General features: G+C 26.2%; 23 protein-coding genes. 22 read left to right on the top strand and 1 reads right to left on the bottom strand.

Annotated features, from left to right (window positions below):
- The first annotated feature begins 7 nt into the window (after positions 1–7).
- The 6 genes from EV215_RS04920 (at position 8) to EV215_RS04895 (ending at position 8,629) form a co-directional block, all read left to right on the top strand.
- A complete protein-coding gene (locus EV215_RS04920) occupies positions 8–1,360 on the top strand; it encodes a glycoside hydrolase family 30 protein (protein ID WP_208320343.1) in 1,353 nt (450 codons plus the stop codon).
- A gap of 12 nt (positions 1,361–1,372) precedes the next feature.
- Entirely contained in the window at positions 1,373–1,933 is a 561-nt protein-coding gene (locus tag EV215_RS04915; RefSeq protein WP_134112890.1) for a DUF624 domain-containing protein, read from the top strand.
- Positions 1,934–2,035: 102 nt separating this feature from the next.
- Positions 2,036–5,410, top strand: coding sequence for a 1,3-beta-D-glucan phosphorylase, GH149 family (locus EV215_RS04910; protein ID WP_134112889.1), 3,375 nt, complete (start codon positions 2,036–2,038; stop codon positions 5,408–5,410).
- Between the two features lie 133 nt (positions 5,411–5,543).
- Positions 5,544–6,476, top strand: coding sequence for an NAD(P)H-dependent flavin oxidoreductase (locus EV215_RS04905; RefSeq protein ID WP_134112888.1), 933 nt, complete (start codon positions 5,544–5,546; stop codon positions 6,474–6,476).
- Between the two features lie 270 nt (positions 6,477–6,746).
- The gene (locus EV215_RS04900) at positions 6,747–8,045 is read left to right on the top strand and encodes a 3-isopropylmalate dehydratase large subunit (protein WP_134112887.1); all 1,299 of its coding nucleotides are present in this window, start codon (positions 6,747–6,749) and stop codon (positions 8,043–8,045) included.
- A 35-nt stretch (positions 8,046–8,080) separates the two neighbouring features.
- Complete coding sequence (locus tag EV215_RS04895) at positions 8,081–8,629, top strand: LeuD/DmdB family oxidoreductase small subunit (RefSeq protein ID WP_134112886.1); 549 nt, start codon at positions 8,081–8,083, stop codon at positions 8,627–8,629.
- A gap of 40 nt (positions 8,630–8,669) precedes the next feature.
- Here EV215_RS04895 and EV215_RS04890 read toward each other — a convergent pair whose 3' ends face one another.
- The gene (locus tag EV215_RS04890; protein ID WP_134112885.1) at positions 8,670–9,263 is read right to left on the bottom strand and encodes a biotin transporter BioY; all 594 of its coding nucleotides are present in this window, start codon (positions 9,261–9,263) and stop codon (positions 8,670–8,672) included.
- Between the two features lie 546 nt (positions 9,264–9,809).
- Between EV215_RS04890 and EV215_RS04885 the strand changes: the two genes are divergently transcribed.
- The 16 genes from EV215_RS04885 to hflC all read left to right on the top strand — a co-directional run bounded on the left by EV215_RS04885 (position 9,810) and on the right by hflC (position 24,020).
- Positions 9,810–10,316, top strand: a complete 507-nt coding sequence (locus tag EV215_RS04885) for a YceD family protein (protein ID WP_134112884.1) — start codon at positions 9,810–9,812, stop codon at positions 10,314–10,316.
- 22 nt (positions 10,317–10,338) lie between these two features.
- Complete coding sequence (gene rpmF, locus EV215_RS04880) at positions 10,339–10,518, top strand: 50S ribosomal protein L32 (protein WP_134112883.1); 180 nt, start codon at positions 10,339–10,341, stop codon at positions 10,516–10,518.
- 62 nt (positions 10,519–10,580) lie between these two features.
- Complete coding sequence (plsX, locus tag EV215_RS04875) at positions 10,581–11,606, top strand: phosphate acyltransferase PlsX (RefSeq protein ID WP_134113115.1); 1,026 nt, start codon at positions 10,581–10,583, stop codon at positions 11,604–11,606.
- Entirely contained in the window at positions 11,603–12,598 is a 996-nt protein-coding gene (locus EV215_RS04870; RefSeq protein WP_134112882.1) for a beta-ketoacyl-ACP synthase III, read from the top strand. The genes plsX and EV215_RS04870 overlap by 4 nt, the downstream gene beginning before the upstream one ends.
- A 65-nt stretch (positions 12,599–12,663) precedes the next feature.
- Complete coding sequence (gene fabD / locus EV215_RS04865) at positions 12,664–13,569, top strand: ACP S-malonyltransferase (RefSeq protein WP_134112881.1); 906 nt, start codon at positions 12,664–12,666, stop codon at positions 13,567–13,569.
- A 15-nt stretch (positions 13,570–13,584) separates the two neighbouring features.
- A complete protein-coding gene (gene fabG / locus EV215_RS04860) occupies positions 13,585–14,340 on the top strand; it encodes a 3-oxoacyl-[acyl-carrier-protein] reductase (RefSeq protein WP_134112880.1) in 756 nt (251 codons plus the stop codon).
- Positions 14,341–14,462: 122 nt separating this feature from the next.
- Positions 14,463–14,687: an acyl carrier protein gene (locus EV215_RS04855; protein WP_134112879.1), complete on the top strand. Its 225-nt coding sequence runs from the start codon at positions 14,463–14,465 to the stop codon at positions 14,685–14,687.
- Between the two features lie 91 nt (positions 14,688–14,778).
- Complete coding sequence (gene fabF, locus EV215_RS04850; RefSeq protein ID WP_134112878.1) at positions 14,779–16,020, top strand: beta-ketoacyl-ACP synthase II; 1,242 nt, start codon at positions 14,779–14,781, stop codon at positions 16,018–16,020.
- Positions 16,021–16,033: 13 nt separating this feature from the next.
- Positions 16,034–16,753 (top strand): ribonuclease III, encoded by a 720-nt coding sequence (gene rnc, locus EV215_RS04845; RefSeq protein ID WP_134112877.1) that lies wholly within the window; start codon positions 16,034–16,036, stop codon positions 16,751–16,753.
- Positions 16,740–17,783 carry an elongator complex protein 3 gene (locus EV215_RS04840; RefSeq protein WP_134112876.1) on the top strand — a complete coding sequence of 348 codons (1,044 nt, stop codon included), beginning with the start codon at positions 16,740–16,742 and terminating at the stop codon, positions 17,781–17,783. Before rnc ends, EV215_RS04840 begins: the two co-directional genes overlap by 14 nt.
- Complete coding sequence (locus EV215_RS04835; protein WP_134112875.1) at positions 17,780–19,246, top strand: Rne/Rng family ribonuclease; 1,467 nt, start codon at positions 17,780–17,782, stop codon at positions 19,244–19,246. Before EV215_RS04840 ends, EV215_RS04835 begins: the two co-directional genes overlap by 4 nt.
- Before the next feature lie 12 nt (positions 19,247–19,258).
- Positions 19,259–19,759: a pantetheine-phosphate adenylyltransferase gene (gene coaD, locus EV215_RS04830; RefSeq protein WP_134112874.1), complete on the top strand. Its 501-nt coding sequence runs from the start codon at positions 19,259–19,261 to the stop codon at positions 19,757–19,759.
- Positions 19,760–19,770: 11 nt separating this feature from the next.
- Positions 19,771–21,123: a DNA repair protein RadA gene (radA, locus tag EV215_RS04825; protein ID WP_134112873.1), complete on the top strand. Its 1,353-nt coding sequence runs from the start codon at positions 19,771–19,773 to the stop codon at positions 21,121–21,123.
- Between the two features lie 2 nt (positions 21,124–21,125).
- Entirely contained in the window at positions 21,126–22,190 is a 1,065-nt protein-coding gene (gene disA / locus EV215_RS04820; RefSeq protein WP_134112872.1) for a DNA integrity scanning diadenylate cyclase DisA, read from the top strand.
- 11 nt (positions 22,191–22,201) lie between these two features.
- Positions 22,202–23,170 (top strand): FtsH protease activity modulator HflK, encoded by a 969-nt coding sequence (gene hflK / locus EV215_RS04815; RefSeq protein WP_134112871.1) that lies wholly within the window; start codon positions 22,202–22,204, stop codon positions 23,168–23,170.
- On the top strand, positions 23,160–24,020 hold the full coding sequence (hflC, locus tag EV215_RS04810) for a protease modulator HflC (RefSeq protein WP_134112870.1): 861 nt from the start codon (positions 23,160–23,162) through the stop codon (positions 24,018–24,020). The genes hflK and hflC overlap by 11 nt, the downstream gene beginning before the upstream one ends.
- Positions 24,021–24,172 lie beyond the last annotated feature (152 nt).

Raw genomic sequence — 24,172 nt, 5'->3', positions numbered from 1 at the left:
GATGATTATGAAGATAAGATTAATTGAAACAGCTAAAAATACTAATGATAGATTAACAGAAAAAGAATTTCAAAGAATAGATTCAGGAGAAATAAAAATAAAAATTAATTCTGAAAAAAAATATCAAACAATGCTTGGAATAGGGGGAGCTTTTACAGAAGCTGCCTCTACAACTATAGATAAACTTAGTAAAGATAAGCAAGAGGAAATATTAAAAGCTTATTTTGATAAAGAAGAGGGAATAGGTTATTCTTTTTGTCGTACACATATAAATAGTTGTGATTTTTCTTTAGAAAATTATGCTTATTGTGAAACACCAGATGATATAGAATTAAAAACTTTTTCAATTGAAAGAGATAAAAAATCTTTGATACCTCTTATTAAAAAGGCGTTTTCTTTAAATCCAGAGATAAAATTATTTGCTTCTCCATGGTCTCCTCCTGCTTGGATGAAAACAAATGGTAGAATGAATAATGGTGGGAAATTAAAATTAGAATATAGAGAAGTATGGGCAAAATATTTTGCTAAATATATAAAAGAATATAAAAAAGAAGGAGTAGACATATGGGGATTAACTATTCAAAATGAACCTATGGCTGAAACACCTTGGGATAATTGTATTTATGAAAGTGATGAAGAAAGAGATTTTGTAAAAATATTAGGGCCTACTTTAAAAAAAGAAGGATTAGAAAATATAAAAATAATAGTATGGGATCATAATAAAGATATAATGAAAGAAAGAGTTGATACTATATTATCTGATAAAGAAGCAGCAAGATGGGTTTGGGGAGTTGGATTCCATTGGTATGGTCAAAATGGTGATAATAGTACAAATATGGATGACAGTGTACTTGATTATACGCATAAAACATATGGAAAGAATTTACTTTTTACAGAAGGATGCAATCCACATTATAATACGGGGAAAACATCACTTGTAGGTGAATGGTGGACTGGAGAAAAATATGGAAAACATATTATAAATGATCTTAATCATTATACAATTGCTTGGTGTGATTGGAATATAGTACTTAATGAATTTGGTGGTCCAAATCATGTAAATAATTTTTGCGATGCTCCAATAATTGCAGATACTAAAGAAAATAAAATATATTATAATTCTTCTTATTTTTATATTGGACATTTTAGTAAATATATAAAGAGAGGATACAAAAGATTAGAACATAAATTATCTTCTAATGATTTATGGGTGACAACTTGGGCTGGAGAAGCTAAGTATATAGTTGTCATAATGAATGAAAAAAATGAAGAAAAAACTTATGAAATAGAATTAGATGAAGAAAAAGTTAAAGGAATGATAAAACCACATTCTATTCAAACTATAATATTAGAAAAATAAAGGAGAAATAATATGAGAGTAACAATAGAAAGTAAATTTTATAACTTTTTAGATATAATATATAAAATAATGAAATTAAGTATATTTTTTATATTGAGCTCACTTGGGATTGTTACTCTTTTTTCTTCATTAACAAGTGTGGCATATATTACACGAAAATGGATTGATAATGGAAAAATTGAAATTTTTAAAAATTATAAAAAATTATTTAGAGAAAATATAAGAGAATCAGTAGTTTTAACTCTTATATTTTTTCTGCTTTTTATAATTCTTGAAATAGGGAAAAAGTTGTCTTTTATTTATGGAATATTAGAAATATATTTTTTAATGTATTTTTTTATTATAGCCTATATCAAAGCGAATTATGAAATGAAAATAAAAAACATTTTTAGTTTTGCATTTAAATTTTTAAATTTAAATATTTGGATAATAGTTCCGTTTTTAGGTGTATTGTACTTAATATATGTTATATTTGTATTTAATATATTTTTATTTATTGTATTTGGGATAGGATTGGGATTAATTTTTTTAAATATATTAATTTACTATACTTTAAAAAAATATAATAAATAATAAGAGGTTAGAATATAAATAAGAAAAATAAATAAAATTTTCATAATTTCGTATACTTAATTTAGAATTGTGAAAAATAAATAATCTTTTGGAGGAAAGAAAATGGAAATATTTTTAGGAGAAAATAAAATAAAACATTCAGAAAAAAAAATTTTACCAGAAATAGTAAAAATAAATAATAAAGAATATTATAAAATAAATAATGTTGATAAAATGAATCCATTTTTTATGACTATCACAAGTAATAGTGATCATTTTATGTTTATTTCAAGTACAGGAGGACTTACAGCAGGTAGAAAAAATCCTGATAATACTATATTTCCTTATTATACAGATGATAAAATTCATGATACATATGAAATAACAGGAAATAAAACAATAATGATAGTTGAAATAAAAAATAAAAAATATTTATGGGAGCCATTTTCTTTAAATTTAATTTATGATATTCAAAGAAATATATATAAAAATGATTTAGGAAATAAAATAATATTTGAAGAGATAAATAATGATTTAAATATTACATTTCAATATTCTTATGAGAATAGTGAAAAATATGGTTTTATAAAAAAAAGTAAAATTATTAATAAAAATAGTGAAAAAATAAAAATAGATATAATTGATGGATTACAAAATATACTTCCATATGGAGTAGAAAAATTAGTACAAGATACTAAAAGTACTCTTATAGATGGATATAAAAAAGTAGAATTAATAAAAGATGTAAATTTAGGTATATATCGACTTAGTTCGGTACCTGTAGATAGAGCAGAACCAAGTGAAGCACTTTCAGCAAATGTTGTATGGGGAATATTTAATGAAATAAAAAATAAAAAAATACTATTAAGTAGTAAGCAATTAAATGATTTTAGAGAAGGTAAATTAGTTAAAGAGGAAAAAGAAGTAAAAGGAGAAAAAGGATCATATTTAGTTAACTTACAATTTGAATTAGAAAATGAAAAAGAATGGATTATAACTTTTGACTTAAATTATGATTATTCAAAATTAGTAAAATTAATAAAAAATATAAAAAAAGATAATATAATTGAGAAACTTGAAAATGATATAAAAATAGGATATGAAGAATTAAAAAGATTTATAGCATTATCTGATGGAATTCAATTTACAAATGATAAATTAAACGATAAAAGACATCTTTCAAATGTAATGTTCAATATTATGAGAGGCGGAATATTTTATAAGGATTATTTAATAGATAAAAAAGATTATTTGAAATATTTAAATAGCTGTAATAAAGAAATTTATAATGAATTTGAAAATAGTTTTAATGAAATAGAATATGAAATTAATTATTTTGAATTGATAAATCATGTTGAAAAATTAAATAATCCACATTTAATAAGAATAACATTAGAATATTTGCCACTTATTTTTTCAAGAAGACATGGAGATCCAAGTAGACCTTGGAATATTTTTAATATCGATATAAAAAATGAAAAAGGTGAATATCAATTTTATTATCAAGGGAATTGGAGAGATATTTTTCAAAATTGGGAATCATTAGCTATATCATATCCAGGATTTATTTTTTCGATGATTACAAAATTTTTAAATGCTTCTACTATTGATGGATACAATCCATATAGAATAACTAAAAATGGTATTGATTGGGAATTACATGATCCAGAAGATCCTTGGTCATTTATTGGATATTGGGGAGATCATCAAATAATTTATTTGTTAAAACTTCTCGAATTAGCAAATGAATATTATCCAGAAAAATTAAAAGAGTTTTTAAATAAAAATATTTTTACATTTGCAAATGTACCATATAGAATAAAAAAATATGAAGACATAAAGAAAGATCCTCAAAATACAATAGATTTTGATACTAAACTAAATAATTTAATAGAGAAAATAGAAAAAGAAATTGGTTACGATGCAAAATTTGTATTAAATGGTAAAACTCCAAGATTGGTTAATTTTACAGAAAAATTATTAGTATCTTTACATGCTAAAATATACAATTTTATTTTAGATGCAGGAATATGGATGAATACTCAAAGACCTGAATGGAATGATGCTAATAATGCACTTGTAGGGTATGGAGTATCTGTTGTTACATTATGTTATATAAGTAGATTTTTAAAATTTATAAAAGAATTATATAAAAATAGTAATGAAAATAGTTATAAATTATCAAAAGAATTAGCTCAGTTAACTGATAGTATTTATTCTATATTTGTAAAAAATAAAGAGTATTTAAATAATGATTTTGATGATAAAAAAAGATTAATAATAACAGATGAGTTAGGATTAGCTGGTGAAAAATATAGAGAAATAGTTTATAAGTTAGAAGAAACTGAAAAAATAGAATATAGTAAAGAAAAATTATTAGACTTATTTGATATTTTATTAAAATTTGTAGATAAATCAATAGTTCATAATAAAAAAGAAAATGGTCTATATAGTGCATATAATATAACAAATTATAATGATAAAGAAATGAAAGTAGAATTTTTATATGATATGCTTGAAGGACAAGTTGCTGCATTAAGTAGTTTTAAGCTTGATATTGATGAAGTTATCCAATTAATTGAAAAAATGTATAGTAGTGAATTATACAGAAAAGATCAAGAGAGTTTTATGCTTTATCCAGATAAAAGACTTCCAAATTTCTTAGAGAAAAATATTTTGCCTAAAGAAAAAGTAGAAAGTTTAAAAATTGTACAAGAACTTTTAAAAGAAAATAATGAAACTTTTATTAAAAAAGATATAGAGGGAAATTATCATTTTGATAGTTCTTTTAGAAATAAAAATGTTTTATTAGAAAAGCTAGAGTTCTTATCACTTAATGAAAAATATAATTCGTTAATAAAAGAAGAAAAATCAAAACTTTTAGATATCTATGAAGAAGTATTTCAACATAGATTATTTACAGGAAGATCAGGAACATTCTATAAATATGAAGGACTTGGAAGTATTTATTGGCATATGGTATCAAAATTAGTTCTTGCAGTAGCTGAAAATATATATATATTTGATAAGAATAATGTAGAAAAATCAAAATTAGAAAAACTTATAAATTATTATTATAAAATAAAAGAAGGGTTAGGAATTCATAAAAATCCAAAAGATTATGGGGCCTTTACAACAGATCCATATTCTCATACACCAAAACAAAGTGGAGTACAACAACCAGGAATGACTGGTCAAGTAAAAGAAGATATTTTAAGTAGATTCTTAGAATTAGGAATCTATGTAAAAAATAAAGAAATAATATTTAATCCAATAATGTTAAAAAAAGAAGAATTTATAAATAATGAGTATTTAGAATTTTCTTTTGCAAATACAAAAATAAAATATGTTATTTCAGAAAACCCTAGTTTAGTAGTTAAATATAAATGTGGAGATATACAAGAATTTAAAGAATTAAAATTTAATAAAAAAGTAAGTAATGATATATTTAATAGAAGTAATAATATTGAAATAATAGAAGTTTATTTAAAATTATAATAAAAAAACTGTGTAGATAGCTAGAAATAGTTTTTTACACAGTTTTTTTATTATTTTTATTTATTTGAATATTATAAAATTTTTTACTATAACAAGTTGAAATTAAAAATAAAAATATATAGGGGGCGTTAAGATGAGATTTCCAAAATTAAAAATAGCAGATTTAGATGTAAAAATACCAATTGTACAAGGTGGAATGGCAGTAAAAGCTTCGCTATCAAATTTGGCAGCAGCAGTAGCAAATGAAGGTGGAATAGGTTTAATAGCTGGGTCAGCACTTCCATTAGATGAAGTAAAGTCTGAAATAAGAAAAGCAAGAGAAATGACTAATGGAATAATAGGAATAAATGTAATGTTTGCTGTGACAGAGTTTAAAGATGTTGTTATTACAGCAATGAAAGAAGGAATAGATTTAGTTGTATGTGGTGCAGGTTTTTCAAGAGATGTATTTCAATGGGGAAAAGAGTATAATGTTCCAGTGGTACCTATTGTATCATCTGTAAAATTAGCAAAACTATCTCAAAGATTAGGAGCTAGTGCAATAGTTGTTGAAGGTGGTAATGCAGGAGGGCATCTTGGAACTGATGATGATTCATGGGATATAGTAAAAGAGATAAAAGAAGCTGTAAAAATACCAGTAATTGGAGCAGGAGGAGTAGTAACGCCAGAAGATGCTAAAAGAATGTTTGATTTAGGAGTAGACGGTATCCAAATGGGAACAAGATTTGTAGCTACATACGAATGTAATGTATCAGAAAAATTTAAACAGATATATGTAAATGCAAAAGAAGGCGATGTAGTAAGAATAGATAGTCCAGCAGGACTTCCAGCAAATGCAATAAAAACAAGATTTGTGGAAAGATTATTTAATGGTGAGATAGAAAAACCAAGAAATTGTGATAATTGTTTAAAACATTGTAACCATGAGTTTTGTGTAAAAGAAAAATTATTAAATGCTCATGCAGGAAATCTTGAAGATGGATTATATTTTTCTGGGAAAGATGTATATAAAGTAAATGAGATTGTTTCAGTAAAAGAAGTTTTTGATAAATTAAAAGCTTATTAATAAAAAAACAGGCTAAAATGAGTTGATTTTATTTTAGCCTGTTTTTTATTTGTTGTTATTTTCATTATTAAAAAAGTAAAATATAATTACTGTATTTTAAAAAACTTGAAAAATATGAAAAATATAAGTTAAACTAAAATAGTCGTAATATAAAAAAGACAATTAAAGCAAAAAAAAGAAATAAAATATATAAAAGAGAGTATTGACAAAACTAAGGTTTTTATATATAATTATGTATGAATTAAATAATACAATTTAGGAGGAGTTTTTATGGGAATGACAATAGTTGAAAAAATCCTTGCAAAACATGCTGGTAAAAAGAAAGTAACTCCTGGTGAAAATATATGGATAGAAGTAGATACTTTGCTTACTCATGATGTTACAGGACCAGGGACAATGGCTATATTTAAAGAAAAATTTGGAAAAGATGCAAAAGTATGGGATAAAGATAAAGTAGTGCTTATTCCAGATCATTATATTTTTACAAAAGACAAACATGCGATGAGAAATTTAGAGTATGTAAAAGAATTTGCAAATGAACAAGAACTTACATATTATTATGAACCATTTACAGATAAGTATAAAGGGGTATGTCATGTAGCTTTAGCTGAAGAAGGACATACTAGACCTGGGGAAGTTTTATTTGGAACAGATTCTCATACATGTACAGCTGGAGCCTTTGGACAATTTGCCTCTGGGATAGGAAATACAGATGCTGCATATATAATGGGAACAGGTAAATTATGGGTAAAAGTCCCAGAAACAATTAGATTTACTTTTGAAGGAGCACTTCCGCCATATATAATGGGGAAAGATATCGCTTTAATTTCAATAGGAGAAGTAGGATTCTCAGGAGCTACATATAAATGTATGCAATACGATGGTAGTGGAATAAGAGGAATAAGTGTAGAAGAAAGAATGACTATATGTAATATGGCAATAGAAGCAGGTGGAAAATGTGGAATAATTGAACCAGACGATAAAACCATAGAATATGTAAATGCAAGAACAGATAAAGCCTATGATTTATTTTATTCTGATACAGATGCAGTATATGCAAAAGAATATATATATGATTCTGCAAAATTAGAACCAGTTGTAGCAAAGCCGTATTCTCCTGGAAATGTAGATTTAGCAAAAAATTGTGAGGATGTAAAACTTGACAGAGCTTATATAGGTTCTTGTACAGGTGGAAAAGTAGAGGATTTTTTTGCTGCAGCAAAAATATTAAAAGGAAGAAAAGTAGCGATAGATACATTTATAGTACCGGCTACTACAACAGTTAGAAAAAAATTAGAACAAATAACTATAGGTGGAGAAAACTTAATAGAAATATTTAAAAAAGCAGGGTGTAAGGTAGGTAAACCATCTTGTGCTGCTTGTCTTGGAGGACCTGAAGATACATTTGGAAGAACGCATGCAGATGAAGTAGTAATTTCTACGACAAATAGAAACTTCCCTGGAAGAATGGGATCGTTAAAATCACAAATTTATTTAGCATCTCCATATACAGCTGCAGCTTCTGCAGTTACTGGATATATAACAGATCCAAGAAAATTTTTGAAATAATTAAAAAATAAAAATTAGAAATGGAGTGACTAAGAATGGAAAAAATAATAAAAGGAAAAGTATATGTTTTAGGAGATAATATAGATACAGATCAAATAATACCAGCTATGCACTTGGTTTATAAAACAGATGATCCTGAAGAATCAAAGCTTTATGGTAAATATGCAATGTCAGGATTACCTTTAGATATTGCAGAAAAACAGCCTTTTATAAAAGGAGACGCTTATATTTCAGAATATCAAATAATGGTAGTAGGAAACAACTTTGGATGTGGTTCATCTAGAGAACATGCACCACTTGCATTACAAAAAGCAGGAATCAAAGCAGTAGTAGCAAAAGATTATGCTAGAATTTTTTATAGAAACTCTGTAGATGGAGGATTTTTAGTTCCATTTGAGTCAAAAGAAAAAATAGATAGTTTTTTTGATACTGGTGATGAAGCAGAAATAGATTTAGAAAATGCTATAATAAAAAATATTACAAAAAATAAAGAGTATAAATTAAATTCTTTAGGAGATGTAGCAAATATAATAGAAGCAGGTGGATTGTTTAATTATGCTCAAAAAAAAGGATTTATAAAATAAATAAAAAAGAACCAATTTCATAATTGAAATTGGTTCTTTTTTATTTATTATTAAAATTTGTAGTGATTAATACAGCTAAAAATATTTTAAAAAATTCACCAATTATAAAAGGAGTAAATCCCATATTTAAAAGAGTTGAAAAAGGTAAAAAGTTTCCATTAGATAATTTAAACCATATAGCAAATTGTAATAATCCTAATCCAAATACAATAAAAATATCCGCAGTAAACATTAGAATAAGATTTATTAAAATATTTGTATTATTATCATATTTTTTTCTAATATGCCCGATAAAATATACTGCAAATACAAAACCAATTAGATATCCTCCAGTGGGACCTGCTAATACACTTAAACCACTTTTTCCACCAGAAAACCATTTAACACCAAAAATACCTAAAATTATGTATAAAACTTGAGAAAATACAGCATAATTTTTCTTTAAAATTACACCAGCTATTAATACAATAAAAGTTTGAAGAGTAATTGGTACAGGTGTAAAAATAAGTGGTATTTTTATTTGTGCAGAGATTCCTGTAAGAATTGTAAAAACAAAGGTTAACAAAAGAGAGTGGGTTAAATTAAGATTGTCTCGCCATAAGAAAAATTTTTTTCTTTTTAAAATAATATTCATAGTAAACCTCCTAGTGTATAATATATTCAGACATAGTAGTCTAAGTTGATTTAGAAAAATTTTTTTTATTTTACTGTGTGATAAGATATTTTATAGTAATTAATACAATTATTATAGTTTAATGCAATTTTTAAAATTCCATTTATAAGAATTATTAATTTAAGTTTCTCTAGATTTTTTTATGTAAACAAGTCGAATTATATCTTATAATTTATTAAAATTATATATTTTTTACAAAAAAAGTCAAGATTTTTTATTGTTTATATTTTAGAGATAAAATATATTTTAATTTTTATTACTAAAAAATGTAGATTTAAATTTAATTTAAAGATTAAAAATATTTATTTATTAGACTATTGAAATCTATATACAGATATGATATATTAAATTATTGTTTTTTAGAATAATTTGTTAAGAAAAATTACTTGACAAAATTTATGAAATTTCATATAATAATTAAGGTATTTCTAAAAGGATAAAATGTTATTTTATCTTAAAAAAAGTATTAATTATTTTTTTAAATAATTAAAAAAATGGTGATAGCACATGAAAATTGATTTGAAAAAATTAAAAGAAGAAAACAAAAGCCATGTGGTAATTAATGATAGTTTACCAATATTGGATTCTGAAGAATTTAAAATTTCAAAACCAATAGATTTTAATGTAAACTTAACATTAATTGATGATGAGGTTTTTATAAAAGGAAATTTTAACACAGAAGTTAAACTAGAGTGTGGAAAATGTTTAAATAAATTTCATTACTATTTAGAAGGTGAATTAGAAGGACATTTTATTGATAAGGCAAAAATAAAAAAAATTATAAATGAATTAGAGGATGAATACGAGAATAGTGGAGAAATTTTTGAAGAGCTAAAGGATGATGAAATAGACTTAGCTAATTTAATAAGGGAACATATAATATTAGAATTACCAAGTTATCCAATATGTAGTAATAATTGCCAAGGGGTTGAAAATTTTGACAATTATTTAGATGATGGAGTAGATCCTAGATGGCAACAACTTATAGATATAACAAATAAAAAAAATAAATAAGTATATAGGAGGAATGAGATAAATGGCAGTACCTAAGAAAAAAACTTCTAAAGCTAAAAAAAATATGAGAAGATCTCATCATGCAATTAAAGCTTCTAGCTTATCAACATGTGATCATTGTGGAGCACCAAAAAGACCTCATAGAGTTTGTTTAGAATGTGGAAGCTACAATGGGAAACAAGTAATAGCACAAGCTGAATAATTTTTTTAAAAGCAAGATTAAATCTTGCTTTTTTTGTATAAATTAAGGAGGTGTTTTAAGTGATAAAAATAGCTTTAGATGCTATGGGAGGCGATTTTGCTCCTAGCTCAACAGTACAAGGTGCAGTAGAAGCTATAAAAGAAAATAGTGATATTAAAATAATCCTTGTAGGAAATGAAGAAAAAATTAATGAAGAATTAAGAAAATATAGTTACGATAAAGAAAAAATAGAAATTATACATACAGATGAAGAAATATTAATGAAAGAATCTATGCCACCAGCACTGGCGGTAAGAAAAAAGAAAAAAGCTTCTATGAATATAGCTGTCCAACTTGTAAAAGATGGAAAAGCTAATGCAGTAGTATCTGCTGGAAATACAGGAGCACTTATGACAGCTAGCCAGCTTACATTAAAAAGAATAAAAGGTGTATTAAGACCAGCTATAACAACTATTTTTCCTAAAAAAAATGGGAAAATGGTAATGATGGATGTAGGTGCTAATGCAGATTGTAAACCTGAATATTTAGAGCAGTTTTGTATAATGGGAATGGAATATGCTAAAATTTTGTTAGAAATAAAAAATCCTAAAGTAGCTCTTTTGAATATTGGAGAAGAAGAAGGAAAAGGAAATGAATTAGTAAAACAATCATATGAATTGATAAAATCTAATTCAAACATTAATTTTATTGGGAATATAGAATCAAGAGAAATGCTAACAGAAGGAAAAGCAGATGTAGTAGTTGCAGATGGATTTACAGGAAACATAGTACTAAAAACAGCTGAAGGAGTTGCAAAAACTATATTTGATATATTAAAAGAAGAAATAGAAACAAATTTTTTATATAAATTAGCTGCGCTAATTTTAAAACCTGTATTTAAAACAGTAAAAAATAGTTTGGATTCATCTGAATATGGAGGAGCATTATTTTTAGGATTGAATGGTATTTCCATAAAAGCTCATGGTAATTCAAACGGAAAAGCTATAAAGAATGCTCTTAATGTTGCAAAAAAATTTGCTGAAAGTAATTTTATAGAAAATATAAAAGAAAGTATTGATAAAAAGGAGCGAGTAGGAGGACTTAAATGAAACAATTAAAAAGTGTAGGAATAGTAGGAGTAGGTGCTTATGTTCCAGAAAAAATAATGACTAATTTTGATTTAGAAAAAATAGTTGAAACGAGTGATGAATGGATAACATCTAGAACTGGAATAAAAGAAAGACATATAGCAGAAGAAAATGAAGCTACAAGTGATTTAGGCTATGAGGCCGCTAAAAAAGCTTTGAAAGATGCTAATTTAAAACCTGAAGATATAGATTTAATTATAGTAGCAACTATTACACCAGATTATCCTTTTCCAGCGACGGCAGCTATTATTCAAGATAAATTAGGAGCAAAAAATGCAGCAGTGTTTGATTTAGAAGCTGCTTGTAGTGGATTAGTATATGGGATAGTTACAGGTGCAAATTTTATATCAACAGGAGCCTATAAAAATGTTCTTGTTATTGGAGCAGAAGCTTTATCTAAAATAATGGATTGGACAGATAGAAATACTTGTGTACTTTTTGGTGATGGAGCAGGAGCAGTTGTTTTAAGTGAAGTAGAAGAAGGATATGGTGTTTTATCATTTGATCTTGGAGCAGATGGAAGTGGAGGACATACTCTAGATCAACCAGGAGGCGGATCTAGAAATCCAGCAACAGTAGAAACTGTAAATAATAGAATGCATTATTTAAAAATGAAAGGTAAAGAGGTATTTAAATTTGCAGTAAATGTATTACCAAAAACAACATTAAAAACGCTAGAAAAAGCTGAATTAACAATAGATGATGTAAAATTATATATACCACATCAAGCCAATTTTAGAATAATAGATTCAGCAGCTAAAAAACTTAATGAATCTATAGACAAATTTTATATGAACATGGATAGATTTGGAAACACTTCAGCAGCATCAATAGGAATAGCACTTTCAGAAATATATGAGAATAAAAAATTAAAAAAAGGTGATAATATATTATTAGTAGGATTTGGAGCAGGACTTACATATGCTTCTTGTGTTATTAAGTGGGCTAAATAATCTAGTTGACACTTATAATCTCTTATGATAAAATAAATTACACCTGTTATTTATAAGGAGGAAAGATGTCAAAAATAGCATTTTTATACCCAGGGCAAGGTGCTCAATATGTTGGGATGGGTAAAGATTTATATGAAAATAATGAGCTTGCTAAAAAATATTTTAATGAAATATTTGATAGCTTAGATATAGATTTAAAAGAGATAATGTTTAATGGACCAGAAGAAAAATTAAAAGAAACAAAATATACGCAACCAGCAATAGTTGCTATGAGTTTAGTACTTACAAAGTTATTAGAAGAAAAAGGAATAAAAGCTGATTATGTAGCAGGACATTCATTAGGAGAATATTCAGCACTTGGAGCAGCAAACTTTTTATCATTACAAGATACAATAAAACTTACTGCAAAACGTGGAGAGATAATGAATAAAGTTGCTCAAAAAGTAAATGGAACAATGGCTGCTATAATTGGTTTAGAAAAAGAAAAAATTCAAGAAATATTAAAAGATATATCTGGAGTTGTAGAAGCAGTTAACTTTAATGAGCCTAATCAAACGGTTATAGCTGGAGAAGTAGAGGCTATAAATGAAGCTTGTGAGAAGTTAAAAGAAGCAGGAGCAAAGAGAGCTCTTGTATTAGCTGTATCAGGACCATTTCATTCATCGCTTATGAAAGAAGCTGGAGAACAATTAAAAGAATATCTAAATAATTTTGAAATTCAAGAAGGAGTAGCAAGTTTAATTGCAAATACTTCAGTTGAAATAGTAGCAAAAAATAATTTAATAGATGAATTATATAGACAAACTTTTGGACCAGTAAGATGGGTTGAAACTATAGATAAATTAAAAGAATTAGGAGTAGATACATTTTATGAAATTGGACCAGGAAAAGTTTTAAAAGGTTTATTAAGAAAAATAGATAGAAATTTAAAAGTAATAAATATAGAAAAAGTTAATGATTTAGATTTTTAAGTTTAGGAGGATGTTATGATTACTATTGATTTAAAAGGAAAAACAGCAGTTATTACTGGTTCGGCTAGAGGGATAGGAAGAGCTATAGCTGAAAAATTAGCAGAAGCAGGGGCAAATATAGTAATAAGTGATATTTTAGAAGATATGGGAATTGCAACTGCAAATGAAATAAAAGAAAAATATGGCGTAGAGACTATTTTTGTAAAAACTAATGTTACTTTAATGGAAGATGCAATAGATTTAGTAAATAAAACAAAAGATACCTTTGGTAGCGTAGATATTTTTGTTAATAATGCAGGAATAACAAAAGATGGTTTATTTATGAGAATGAGTAAAGAAGATTTTGAGAGAGTAATAAATATAAATTTAACAGGAGCCTTTAATTGTGCACAAGCTGCTTATAAAATTATGATGAAACAAAGAAGCGGAAGTATAATAAATATGGCTTCAGTTATAGGATTAGTAGGTAATCTTGGACAAGCAAATTATGCTGCGTCAAAAGCAGGACTTATAGGATTTACAAAATCAATAGCATATGAAGCAGCAAAAAGAGGAGTAAGAGTAAATGCTATTGCTCCGGGATATATTAAAAGTGATATGACAGATTTACTAAAAGATGATGTAAAAGAAGCAATTATGGGGAAAATTCCTATGAATAAAATGGGATCTGTAGAAGATGTTGCTAATGCAGCATTATTCTTAGCATCAAATTTATCATCATATATTACTGGAAAAACAATAACAGTAGATGGTGGAATGGTAATGGTATAAACTTTTATATTTAATTATGCATTATAAAGTTTATTTTATGTTGTTTTTTTAACAAAATTTCTTGAAAAAATAAAGAAAATTTGTTATTATCATATATGAAGAAAAAATTAGGAGGTAATAGAATGTTAAAAAGAGTAAAAGCTGTAATAGTTGATCAATTAGGAGTAGATGAGTCACAAGTGACTTTAGAAGCATCATTTGTTGATGATTTAGGAGCAGATTCTTTAGATACTGTTGAATTAATCATGGCTTTCGAAGAAGAATTTGGAATTGAAATTCCTGATGAAGATGCAGAAAAAATTAAAACTGTAAAAGATGTTATTGATTACGTAGAAAAAAATCAATAATCAAAAGATATAAATGTTTGTGATCAAGGGGTATTAAGCTAATACCCCTTTATTAATATTATAAAGAAATATTAAAGAGGTGAAATAGATAATGAATAGGGTAGTAATTACAGGAGTAGGATTAATTACAGCATTAGGAACAGGAGTAGAAAAATCTTGGAATGCTATAAAAGAAGGGAAAATAGGAGTTAGACATATTCAAGGGTTTGACACAGAAGGCTTTCCAGTAAAAATAGCAGGGGAAGTAATAGATTTCAATCCTGAAGAATATGGTATGCCTAAAAAAGAATTAAAAAAATTAGCTAGATTTACACAATTTGGAATAGCAGCGTCTAAAATGGCGTTAGAGGACTCTGGGTATAAAATAACAGATGAAAATGCATATAAAGTAGGAGTTTTAGTTAGTTCTGGTATAGGTGGACTTGAAATATTAGAGGCACAACATAGTGTTATGTTAGAAAAAGGACCTAAAAGAATGTCACCATTTACAATACCAGCTCTTATAGAAAATATGGGTGCAGGAAATATTTCTATCTATTTAGGAGCAAAAGGACCTTCAAAAACAATAGTTACTGCTTGTGCAGCTGGAACACATTCAATAGGTGATGCATATAGAATGATAAAATATGGAGAAGCAGATGCAATGTTAGCTGGAGGAACGGAAGCTTGTATAACGCCATTTGGAGTAGCAGGTTTTGCTGCATTAAAAGCACTTTCTACAAGAAATGATGAACCTGAAAAAGCTTCAAGACCATTTACAAAAGATAGAGATGGATTTGTTATGGGAGAAGGAGCAGGGGTTTTATTTTTAGAAAGTTTAGAATCTGCTAAAAAAAGAGGAGCTAAAATTTATGCTGAAGTAATAGGATATGGAGCAACTTCTGATGCATATCATATAACGGCTCCAGCAGCTGGTGGTGAAGGAGCAGCAAGAGCATTTAAACTAGCTTTAGAAGAAGCGGGAGTAGAATTAACAGATGTTGATTATATAAACGCACATGGGACGTCAACACCAGCAAATGATAAAAATGAAACGGCAGCTATAAAAAGTGTATTTGGAGAGCATGCATTTGATTTAGCAGTTAGTTCAACAAAAGGTGCGACTGGACATGCATTAGGAGGAGCTGGCGGAATAGAAGGAGCAATATTAGCTTTAGCTATTGATGAAGAAGTATTACCTCCTACAGTAAATTATGATAATCCAGATGAAGAATGTGACTTAGATTATGTACCAAATCAAGCAAGAAAAAGAAAAATAAATGTAGGGTTATCAAGTTCATTAGGATTTGGTGGGCATAATGCAGTAATTGCATTTAAAAAATATACAGATTAAAGGAGTGTTATTTATGTATGAAAATAAAAACCTAAATGAATTAGAAAAACGTTTAGGATATTATTTTAAAAGTCAGACACTTCTAAAAAAAGCTTTAATACATAGATCTTATGGTAATGAAAATTGGGATTATAAAAACACAAATAATGAAAGACTAGAACTGCTAGGTGATGCAGTTCTAGATCTTATCGTTACGGAGTATTTATATTTAAATTTTTCTGATTCAAATGAAGGCGAATTAGCAAAATTAAAATCAATGATAGTAAGCGAACCAGTATTAGCAGAGATTTCTTTAGAAATTGGATTAGGAGATTTTTTACTATTAAGTAAAGGAGAGGAATTAACTGGGGGAAGAGAAAGAGAATCTATATTAGGTGATGCTTTTGAAGCTCTTTTAGGTGCGATTTATTTAGATTCTGATTTTAATAGTGCAAAAGAATTTGCTTTAAAATATCTTGAATACAGAATACTTCATATAAATGAAAATGAAGAATTAATTGATTATAAAACAATATTACAAGAGTATGCACAAAGAGTTTATAAGGTTATCCCAATATACGAAGTAATAAAAGAAATAGGACCAGATCATAAGAAAAGCTTTGAAATAGGAGTGAAAATTTCAGAAGAGATATTTATAGGTGTAGGAAAAGGTAAAAACAAAAAAACAGCTGAACAACATGCAGCAAAAAATGCATGTAAAAAAATGGGAGTAAATATAAATGAAGCATTATAATATACCAATATTTATAGCACATTATGGATGCCCAAATACATGTACTTTTTGTAATCAGAATAAAATAACAGGAGTTATAACTAATATTACGCCTAATGAAGTTAAAAAAATTATTGACGAATATTTAGAAACTTTACCAGAAAATTCAAATAAAGAAGTAGCTTTTTTTGGGGGGACTTTTACAGCGTTACCACTAAATATACAAGAAGAATTTCTAAAAATAGTAAAATCGTATATAGATTTGGGTGTAGTAAATGGGATAAGATTATCAACTAGACCTGACTGTATAGATGATAAGATATTATCATTATTAAAAAAATATAATGTTACGACAATTGAACTTGGAGTACAATCACTTGACAATGAAGTTTTATCATTATCTGAAAGAGGATATAAAGAAGAAATAGTATATTATGCATCAGAACTTATTAAAAAATATAACATTATTTTAGGAATACAGATAATGCCAGGATTAAATGGAAGTAACTTTAATAGTGATTTAGAAACAATAAAAAAAGTAGTTAAAATAAAACCAGATATAGTTAGAATTTATCCGACGTTAGTGATTAATAAAACTAAATTAGAAATATTATATAAAAGAGGAGAATTTACTCCTCTTTCATTAAATGAAGCTATAAAAATCTCAGCTTTAGCTATAGCTTATTTTGAGCTTAATAATATAAAAATTATTCGAGTAGGATTACAACCTTCGGATGATTTAAGAGAGGATGGGGTAATTATAGCAGGGCCATTTCATCCAGCTTTTAAAGAATTAGTAGAAGGTAAAATTATTTCTTTATTTTTTGATAAAATTTTATCAAAAAATAAAATAAATATAATTGAAACAAATCCTAGAAATATGTCTAGAGTTGTAGGGATAAATAAAGTAAATAAAATTAAATATTTTAATATTTTAAAAATAATACAAAATAAAGATATAAATATTTTTGAGTACAAAATAAATAATACTATCTATAAAAGAGAAGAAATCTTAAAAAATATTATTAAAACATGGGATGATGGAAGATGAAGCAAATTATTGTATCAGTAAAAGAATTTGAATCAAATGCAGCTCTTATAGAAGATAATAAATTAATTGAATTTCTAGTAGAAAGAGATGATTTAACTAGAATAGTAGGTAATATCTATAAAGGAAAAGTAGAAAATGTATTACCAGGTATGGAGTCAGCTTTTATTAATATAGGACTTGAAAAAAATGCATTTTTGTATGTTAATGATCTTAGAGAATTTGAAGAAAGATATTTAGATGGAGTAGAAAATAGTGATAGACCTATAGAAGATATATTAAAAAAAGATGATGAAGTTGTAGTACAGATTTTAAAAGAGCCTCGAGGAAATAAAGGAGCTAGAGTTACAACACATTATACAATACCAGGTAAATATTTAGTACTTATGCCAAATAACAATTATATAGGAATTTCTAAAAAAATTAAGGATGAGACTGAAAGAAAAAGACTTTATGATTTGATAGAAAGAATAAAGCCAGAAAATGTAGGACTTATAATTAGAACAGAAGCAGAAGGGAAAGAAGATATATATTTTGAAAGAGAAATAGAGTATTTAGTAAAAAAATGGCAAGAAATAGAATATAATATAAGTAGAGCTAAAATTGGAGAAATATTATACAGTGATAATGATTTAGTAAATAGAGTAGTAAGAGATATATTTTCTCATGAAATAAATGAACTTATTATTGATGACGAAAAAAAATATTGGGAAATAATAGATTATATTAACGCATTTTCTGAAAGAGAAATGTCAACTAAAATAAAACTTTTTACAGAAGAACAAGAGATTTTAGACTATTATAAAATAAAGTCAGAAGTAGAAAAAGCATTAAAAAAAGAAGTATGGTTAGATTGTGGCGGATATTTAGTGATAGAAAAAACAGAGGCGCTCATTAGTATAGATGTAAATACTGGAAAGAATGTAGGATTGCATAATTTAGAAGAGACAGTACTTCAAACAAATTTAGAAGCGGCAAGAGAGATTCCTAGACAACTTAGACTTAGGAATTTAAGTGGAATAATAATAATAGATTTTATTGATATGAGAATTGAAGAAGATAAAGAAAAAGTACTATTAGAACTTGAAAAGAATTTGTCAAAAGATAGAGTAAAAAATAATATAATACATTTTACAGATTTAGGACTTATTGAGATGACTAGAAAAAGAGAAGGAAAACCTCTTTCTAATTATTTTTTAGAAGAATGCTATTTATGTAAAGGAAATGGTTATGTGAGATCTGTAGAAGCTATAGTCCATGAAATAATAGAGCAGGTAAAACAAGATGCAAAAGAAGATGATATTAATAAAATAAAAATTTTAGCAAGTGAAAGAGTGTATGAAATATTAAATTCAACATATAAAGAATTTATTAATACATATTTAAAGAGTAAAAATAAAAGTTTTGAGTTAGAAAAATTAAATAAACAAAATTTTAATGATTATGAATTAATATATGAAAAATAGAAAAGAGGATTTATGGAGAAAAAAAAAGCAATATATGCTGGAAGCTTTGATCCAATAACAAAAGGACATCTTGATATAATAAAAAGAAGTAGTAAAATCTTTGATGAAGTAATAGTAGGGGTTCTTAATAATTCTAATAAAAAATACTGGTTTTCTTTAGAACAAAGAGAAAACATGATAAAAAAAAGTCTAGAAAATGAAAAAATAGAAAATATTAAAATAGATAGTTTTGAAGGATTATTAGTAGATTTTATGAATAGAAAACAATGTAATATATTAGTTAGAGGTCTTAGAGCAGTATCGGATTATGAATATGAACTTCAATTAGCTCTTACAAATTCTGTACTTTCTAAAAATAGTATAGAAACTATTTTTTTACCAGCTTCTAGAGAAAACCTATATTTAAGTGCAAGTATAGTAAAAGACATAGCATTAAATAAAGGAGAATTAACAGAATTTTTACCAAAAGTTATAATAGATGATGTAATAAAAAAAGCTAATGAAAAAAGATAATAGGGGAAAAAATGGCAAAAAATAAAATAAGATATATATGTGAAGAATGTGGATATGAAAGTTCTAAATGGTTAGGTAAATGTCCAAATTGTGAAAATTGGAATACTTTTAAAGAGGAAAATGAACTTTCATTCAGTAAAAGTAATAATAAGACAAAAAATATAAGTGCTGTTAAATTAGATGAAATAGAAACTATGTCTAATTATAGATATACAACTACACTAAAAGAATTTGATAGAGTTCTTGGTGGTGGATTGGTAAAAGGGGAAGTAGTTTTACTTACTGGAAGTCCTGGAATAGGAAAATCTACATTACTTTTACAAAGCTCAAAAGAGTATTGTAAATATGGAAAAATATTATATTTATCAGGAGAAGAATCAGTAAATCAAATTAAATTTAGAGCAAATAGACTTCATGTTAATGAAAATAATTTATACTTATTAAATGAGACAGAAATAGAGTCTATATTAGAATTTATAAAAAAGGAAAAACCAAATGTAGTGATAATAGATTCTATTCAAACTATTTATAGTAATACTATAGATTCAATTCCAGGAACAATTACTCAAATAAGAGAGTGTACTTTGAAAATAGTTGAAATAGCAAAAAAAATGGAAATATCTTTTTTTATAGTAGGACATGTAACCAAAGATGGAAAAGTAGCAGGGCCAAAATTATTAGAGCATATGGTTGATGCAGTTCTTAACTTTGAAGGTGAAGAAGGAAATTATTATAGAATTCTAAGAGGAATAAAAAATCGTTTTGGTTCTACTAATGAAATAGGGATATTTAACATGGAAGAAGATGGCATAAGTGAAATAAAAAATCCTTCAGAATTTTTTTTGAGTGAACGAGACGAAAAAAATATAGGAAGTATAGTGGTGCCAATATTAGAAGGAAGTAAAATATTTTTATTAGAAGTACAAAGTTTACTAATTAATTCAGAATTTGGAATACCAAGAAGAATTGTACAAGGTTTTGATAAAAATAGAGTACAGATATTATCAGCAGTAATAGAAAAAAAATTATCTCTGAATCTAGCAAATAAAGATATTTTTATAAATATACCTGGAGGAATAAGTATAAAAGATACTTCAGCGGATTTGGCAGTAGTTATGTCTATTTTTTCAGCCTTTAAAGATATAGAAATTAGTCAAAAAATAGCAGCTATAGGTGAACTAGGTCTTAGAGGTGAAATAAGAAAAGTAGCTTTTATAGAAAAAAGACTTATTGAACTTTATAAACTTGGATTTAAAGGAGTATATGTTCCAGAGAGTAATAGAAAAGATTTGGAAAATAAAAATATTAATTTAAAAATAATATACTTAAAAAATTTAAATGATTTATTAGAAAGGATGAGGTAAACATGTATAAAAATAAAGAAATAAAAGATATCCTTTCTTTTGTAGCACCAGGAACAGAAATAAGAAAAGGTTTAAATAATATTCTTGATGCAGGGACAGGAGGACTTTTAGTAATAGGTGATGATAAAGGAATATTAGAAATAATAGATGGAGGATTTTTTATTGATTGTGATTATAATCCTCAAAGGATTTATGAATTGGCTAAAATGGATGGTGCAATAATTCTTAGTAAAGACATAAATAAAATATTATATGCAAATGTTCAACTTCAACCAAATCCTAAAATAGAAACAACAGAAAGTGGAACAAGACATAGAACTGCTGAAAGAGTAGCTAAACAAACAGGAGAATTAGTTATATCAATTTCTCAAAAAAGAAAAAGAATATCAATATATAAAAATAATATAAAGTATCTTTTACGAGATATAAGTGTTATAATGACTGAAGCCTCACAAGCAATGAAAACGTTAGAAAGATATAAAGAAGTTTTAGTAAAATCACTTACAAATCTTACAATGATGGAATTTGATGATTTAGTTACATTATATGAAGTATGTATGATTATACAAAAATTTGAGCTTATGGTTAGAATATCAAAAGCGTTAAAATTAAATATTATAGAATTAGGAACAGAAGGAACTTTGTTATCACTTCAACTTGATGAAATAATGAATGAGATTAATATAGAAATACAGGATTTAATAAGAGATTATTATAAAATAGAAGAAGAAACAGAAAACGAAGACATTTTTGAAAAATTAGAAGAGTTAACAGAAGAAGAACTATTGGACTTAAAAAATATCTCTTATATACTCGGATATAAAAGAAGTTATGCTAGTTTAGATACAAAAGTAGTCCCAAAAGGATTTAGAATATTAGGGAAAATAATAAGACTTACAACTAAAGATATAAAAATTTTAGTATCTCATTTTGATGGATTAAATAATATTTTAAGTGCATCAGAAGAAGAGTTAGCAGAGATAGATAATATAAGTAAATTTAAAGCTAAAATTATAAAAAATGGAATAAGGAGGTTAAGATTTACAATAGAGCTTGAAAAAAAATAAGGAGGAAAAAAATGGCAGATTTTAATAACCCTAATTTTAAAAAATTTATTAATTTTGTAAAAAAATTGGGCTTTTTAAGCATAGTAATTGTATTAGCGCTTTATTTGTTAACAGGAATATATACAGTAGGACCAGATGAAAAAGCAGTTGTACTTACTTTTGGTAAATACACAAAAGAAAGTAATCCAGGATTAAATTGGTATTTTCCAGCTCCTATTGGGAAAGTAATCAAAGTTAAAACAACAAAAGTATATAGAGAAGAAATAGGCTTTAGAACTATTGATCCAGGACCACCAGCAAAATATCAAGATAAAAGGACAGAATCTCTTATGTTAACAGGAGATGAAAATATTGTAGAAATAGATTTTACAGTACAATACAAAATAAATAATGTTAAAAAATTTCTTTTTAATGTAAAAAATCAAAGAAAGCTTGTATATGATGCAGCACAAGCATCACTTAGAACTGTAGTGGGAAACTCGACATTAGAAAATATTTTAACTATAGGAAAAGGTGAGATACAATCTCAAACACAAAAAAAATTACAAAAATTATTAGATGTTTATGATAGTGGGATAAGTATTGTAAATATACAATTACAAGATGTTCAACCTCCTAAAGAAGTATTAAATGCATTTAAAGATGTAGCTAGTGCAAGAGAAGATAAAGTAAGATATATAAATGAAGCAAATGGGTATAGAAATGATATTTTACCAAAAGCAAGAGGAGAAGCTGAAAAACTAATAAATGAAGCTTTAGCATATAAAGAAAAAAGAATTAAAGAAGCAGAAGGAGATGTAGCTAGATTTTTACAACTTTATGAAAAATATCAATTAGGTAAAGAAGTAACAAAAACTAGACTATATTTAGAAACATTAGAAAAAGTAATGCCAAATGTAGATAAAACTATTATTGATAAAAATCTTGATAGTGGTCTACTTAATATTATTGACAAAGGAGGCATTACAAATGAAAAGTAGAATATTTTTAGGAGTAATTATAATTGCTATTGTAGTTGTATTTTCTAGTATGTTTCAAGTAAATGAAATGGAACAAGCAATATTAATTAGGTTAGGGAAACCAGTTGGTAAACCTATTGAAACTTCTGGATTAAAATTTAAAATGCCAATAATAGACCAAGTTGTAAAATTTGATAAAAGAATATTAGAATATGATTCAGAGCCAAAAGAAATAATAACGAAAGATAAGAAAAATTTAGTAGTAGACAGTTATGCGAAATGGAAAATAAAAGATCCATTAAAATTTTTACAAACTGTTAATAGTTATGTTGGGGCACAAACTAGAATAGATGATATAGTGTATTCGGAGCTTAGACAAGTAATAGGAAAATATACATTGATTGAAATTATTTCTACTGAAAGAGAAAATATAATGGAAATAATAACAAAAGATAGTTCTGTAAAATTAGCTGAATTTGGAATAGAGCTTATAGATGCTCGTATGAAAAGAGCAGAACTTCCTAAACAAAATGAAGAAAATATTTATAGAAGAATGGAAGCTGAAAGAAATGAACAAGCAAAAAAATATAGAGCAGAAGGGCAAGAAATTTCATTACAAGTAAAATCAAATGCAGATAAAGAAAAAACAATTATTTTAGCAGAAGCATATAAAACATCTCAAAATATTAAAGGAGAAGGAGATTCAAAAGCATTGCAAATATATGCAGAAGCTTATAATAAAGATAAAGAATTTTATAGATTTGTAAGAACTCTTGAAGCATATGAAAAAATATTTGGAGAAAAAAATAATAATAGAATGATATTATCAACAGAAACAGAATTATTTAGAGTTTTATCAGAAACTAAATAAAATTTAAAAAAAGGACATTTTGTCCTTTTTTTTATTAACTATAATTAATAACTAAAAGGAACATTGTATAATTAATTGCACAAATAAATAAAAAAAAAGACACATCTAATAAGAATCTATGCTAAAATGTTGAATCACTAAAAACAATATTT

Origin of the sequence: Hypnocyclicus thermotrophus (assembly GCF_004365575.1) — a bacterium.
GTDB classification, from domain to species: Bacteria; Fusobacteriota; Fusobacteriia; order Fusobacteriales; family Fusobacteriaceae; genus Hypnocyclicus; species Hypnocyclicus thermotrophus.
This window is presented reverse-complemented; position numbering and strand designations above follow the sequence as displayed.

Bases quoted from the DNA above. Each gene is read 5' to 3' on its own strand.
- radA (WP_134112873.1), top strand. From the start codon at position 19,771: ATGGCAAAAAATAAAATAAGATATATATGTGAAGAATGTGGATATGAA.
- fabG (WP_134112880.1), top strand. From the start codon at position 13,585: ATGATTACTATTGATTTAAAAGGAAAAACAGCAGTTATTACTGGTTCG.
- EV215_RS04840 (WP_134112876.1), top strand. From the start codon at position 16,740: ATGAAGCATTATAATATACCAATATTTATAGCACATTATGGATGCCCA.
- coaD (WP_134112874.1), top strand. From the start codon at position 19,259: ATGGAGAAAAAAAAAGCAATATATGCTGGAAGCTTTGATCCAATAACA.
- EV215_RS04915 (WP_134112890.1), top strand. From the start codon at position 1,373: ATGAGAGTAACAATAGAAAGTAAATTTTATAACTTTTTAGATATAATA.
- EV215_RS04920 (WP_208320343.1), top strand. From the start codon at position 8: ATGAAGATAAGATTAATTGAAACAGCTAAAAATACTAATGATAGATTA.
- EV215_RS04835 (WP_134112875.1), top strand. From the start codon at position 17,780: ATGAAGCAAATTATTGTATCAGTAAAAGAATTTGAATCAAATGCAGCT.
- EV215_RS04895 (WP_134112886.1), top strand. From the start codon at position 8,081: ATGGAAAAAATAATAAAAGGAAAAGTATATGTTTTAGGAGATAATATA.
- rpmF (WP_134112883.1), top strand. From the start codon at position 10,339: ATGGCAGTACCTAAGAAAAAAACTTCTAAAGCTAAAAAAAATATGAGA.
- EV215_RS04900 (WP_134112887.1), top strand. From the start codon at position 6,747: ATGGGAATGACAATAGTTGAAAAAATCCTTGCAAAACATGCTGGTAAA.
- EV215_RS04890 (WP_134112885.1), bottom strand. From the start codon at position 9,263: ATGAATATTATTTTAAAAAGAAAAAAATTTTTCTTATGGCGAGACAAT.
- fabF (WP_134112878.1), top strand. From the start codon at position 14,779: ATGAATAGGGTAGTAATTACAGGAGTAGGATTAATTACAGCATTAGGA.
- rnc (WP_134112877.1), top strand. From the start codon at position 16,034: ATGTATGAAAATAAAAACCTAAATGAATTAGAAAAACGTTTAGGATAT.
- EV215_RS04870 (WP_134112882.1), top strand. From the start codon at position 11,603: ATGAAACAATTAAAAAGTGTAGGAATAGTAGGAGTAGGTGCTTATGTT.
- EV215_RS04885 (WP_134112884.1), top strand. From the start codon at position 9,810: ATGAAAATTGATTTGAAAAAATTAAAAGAAGAAAACAAAAGCCATGTG.
- disA (WP_134112872.1), top strand. From the start codon at position 21,126: ATGTATAAAAATAAAGAAATAAAAGATATCCTTTCTTTTGTAGCACCA.
- EV215_RS04910 (WP_134112889.1), top strand. From the start codon at position 2,036: ATGGAAATATTTTTAGGAGAAAATAAAATAAAACATTCAGAAAAAAAA.
- fabD (WP_134112881.1), top strand. From the start codon at position 12,664: ATGTCAAAAATAGCATTTTTATACCCAGGGCAAGGTGCTCAATATGTT.
- EV215_RS04855 (WP_134112879.1), top strand. From the start codon at position 14,463: ATGTTAAAAAGAGTAAAAGCTGTAATAGTTGATCAATTAGGAGTAGAT.
- hflK (WP_134112871.1), top strand. From the start codon at position 22,202: ATGGCAGATTTTAATAACCCTAATTTTAAAAAATTTATTAATTTTGTA.
- EV215_RS04905 (WP_134112888.1), top strand. From the start codon at position 5,544: ATGAGATTTCCAAAATTAAAAATAGCAGATTTAGATGTAAAAATACCA.
- hflC (WP_134112870.1), top strand. From the start codon at position 23,160: ATGAAAAGTAGAATATTTTTAGGAGTAATTATAATTGCTATTGTAGTT.